Annotated in this window: 2 protein-coding genes and 1 pseudogene; all 3 read right to left on the bottom strand. The window is 36.4% G+C overall.

Features of this window, described 5'->3' with window-relative positions:
* Positions 1-400 precede the first annotated feature (400 nt).
* Entirely contained in the window at positions 401-1,330 is a 930-nt protein-coding gene (gene queG, locus ACIQZ6_RS12685) for a tRNA epoxyqueuosine(34) reductase QueG (RefSeq protein WP_395811657.1), read from the bottom strand.
* Positions 1,331-1,490: 160 nt separating this feature from the next.
* A complete protein-coding gene (gene ruvB, locus ACIQZ6_RS12680) occupies positions 1,491-2,510 on the bottom strand; it encodes a Holliday junction branch migration DNA helicase RuvB (RefSeq protein WP_395811655.1) in 1,020 nt (339 codons plus the stop codon).
* Between the two features lie 50 nt (positions 2,511-2,560).
* A pseudogene (locus ACIQZ6_RS12675) lies at positions 2,561-2,811 on the bottom strand (polyprenol monophosphomannose synthase); the annotation flags it as partial.

Here is a 2,811-nt window from a genome sequence, read left to right as displayed (position 1 = left end):
AGATATAAGGTAAGCAATTTTGGGTATTGACTCAATAGCCATAAGGTAAACAGTTAAGGTACGTTAGCCAGACAACAGACAACAGACAACAGACAACAGATAAAAGGTGAAAGCGAAAAGGTAAAAGTTATAAGTTATAAGTTATAAGGATAAAGCTAAAAGCCTGATTTAGCTTCATTTCATATGAGCACTTCAGACAACAGATAACAGACAACAGACAACAGATAACAGATAAAAGCGAAAAGGTGAAAGAAAAAAGCGAAATTTTGTTTAGTATAGATTTATAGCACCTAACCACCTAACCAACTAGCCACCTAACCACCTAACCATCTAACCACCTAACCACCTAACAACTGTAATCAGACCTCATACCTCATACTTCATACTTCAGACAACAGATTTAAGACCTTAAAAAATCAATATTTCTCTTTAATCCGTTAAACTTTGTTCTTTTAACCGCTGAGTTCTTAAATACCTTTTTGAAGGTATCTTGAGTAATTTCTTGCCAATCTCGCTGTGTTAATTCTAAAAGTTCATCTCGTGGATTAAATAAAGGTTCAGTATTGAGTACAGAAAATTTATTCCAGGGGCAAACATCCTGACAAACATCACAGCCAAACATCCAATTATCCATTTTGCCTTTAAACTCTACGGGGAGTTCATTTTTCAATTCAATTGTTAGGAATGAAATACATCTGCTTGCATCCACAACATAAGGATCAACAATTGCATCAGTAGGGCAGGCATCTATGCATTTTGTACAGGTTCCGCAATGATCTTGTGTTGGTGCACTATCGTATTCTAAATCAAGATCAATTATCAATTCAGCTAGAAAGAAAAATGAACCTGATTTTTTATTGATTAGGTTTGTATGCTTCCCTATCCAGCCTAATCCTGCTTTTTTGGCCCATACTTTATCAAGCACAGGTGCAGAATCAACAAAGGAACGTCCACTAACTTCACCAATCTCATCCTGAATAACTGCCATTAATAGGTTCAGTTTTTCTTTGATCACGGCATGATAGTCATCACCATAAGCATACTGACTTATTTTAGGCGCAAATTGGTCTTTTTGTTTCTGATCAGTATAATAATTTAAGGCTAATGATACAACTGATTTAGCTCCATCAACCAATTTACGGGGGTCTAAGCGTTTATCGAAATGATTCTCCATATAGCTCATTTCTGCGTTATAACCATTTTTAAGCCAGTTTTCAAGTCGTGGAGCCTCTTCTTCAAGGAATCCAGCTTTTGATATACCACAGAACATAAAGCCCAGTTTTAGTGCCTCTGTTTTTATAAACTGCGAATATTGACTTTTATTGACCATTTTGTAGTTCAAATATAGAAAATATGCCTTTTAAGAAGTTCAGTATATGAATATTTGATTCTCGATGAGCATGGATACTAATCAATTCAAACAGAAAAAAGGTCAAATCCTAGAATAACTCTTGTTAAGTTGAATATATCCTTATCAATCAAAAGGGTGTTTAAAATAAGGTATTTCCACCTGATTTTAAACGTCCAAGATGCTTGTAGGCAATTTCAGTACATTCTCTTCCCCTTGAAGTACGCATAATGTATCCTTCCTGAATCAGGAATGGCTCATAAACTTCTTCAATTGTTCCTTCTTCCTCTCCAACGGCGGTGGCTATTGTTTTTAAACCAACTGGTCCACCCTTGAATTTATCAATAATGGTGATCAGAATCTTATTATCCATTTCATCTAACCCATGCTCATCCACATTCAGTGCGTTTAGGGCATATTTAGCGATCTCTGTATCAATATTTCCATTGCCCTTTATTTGAGCAAAATCACGAGTGCGTCGTAACAAGGCATTCGCAATACGGGGTGTGCCACGGCTTCTTCGAGCTATTTCATAGGCGCCTTCATCTGAGATTTCAGTTTTCAGTATTTCTGCCGATCGTAATACAATGGTTGTAAGCAATTTGGCATCATAGTATTCCAATCGACTGTTTATTCCAAAGCGAGCTCTTAGTGGAGCTGTAAGAAGTCCTGAGCGGGTGGTAGCACCAACTAGTGTAAAGGGATTTAAAGAAATCTGTACCGATCGGGCATTAGGGCCGGTTTCAAGCATAATGTCAATCTTGAAATCTTCCATTGCTGAGTACAGGTATTCCTCAACCAATGGACTTAAACGATGGATTTCGTCAATGAAAAGGATATCACCTTCTTCTAGGTTAGTAAGTAAACCTGCTAGGTCACCTGGTTTATCTAATACTGGTCCAGATGTAATACGAATATTTACTCCCATTTCATTCGCAATAATATGCGATAGGGTAGTTTTTCCTAATCCTGGAGGACCATGTAAAAGCACATGATCAAGTGCTTCACCTCTGAGTTTTGCCGCCTGGACAAATATTCGAAGATTAGCGAGAATTTTATGTTGTCCTGTAAAATCTTCAAAAACCTGCGGACGAAGAACTTTTTCTATCTCCCGTTCTATAGGTGAAAGATTTTCTTCGGCGGGGTCCAAGTTTTCGTTCATAGGATCAGGAGGTCAATGTTTATTAGTTATATAAATATAAAATTCAATTCTTATTTTTTCGAATCTAAATTCCTAGAATAATCTCTGAAAAAACTTGTCAATTTAATCTGAATCACACCTAAAAAGGCTTCTCTGAATATATGGGTGCTCATTTTTGAAGTACCTTCTGTACGATCAGTGAATATAATAGGGACTTCGCTCACCTTAAAACCAAATTTGATTGCCGTAAATTTCATTTCAATTTGAAACGCATATCCAATGAACTTTATTTTATCTAAAGGAATAGTTTCAAGAACAATAC

It is taken from the genome of Daejeonella sp., assembly GCF_044348475.1.
In the GTDB taxonomy this organism is placed as follows: Bacteria; Bacteroidota; Bacteroidia; order Sphingobacteriales; family Sphingobacteriaceae; genus Daejeonella.
This window is presented reverse-complemented; position numbering and strand designations above follow the sequence as displayed.

Coding starts and splice junctions, on each gene's coding strand:
- queG (WP_395811657.1), bottom strand. CDS start 1,330: ATGGTCAATAAAAGTCAATATTCGCAGTTTATAAAAACAGAGGCACTA.
- ruvB (WP_395811655.1), bottom strand. CDS start 2,510: ATGAACGAAAACTTGGACCCCGCCGAAGAAAATCTTTCACCTATAGAA.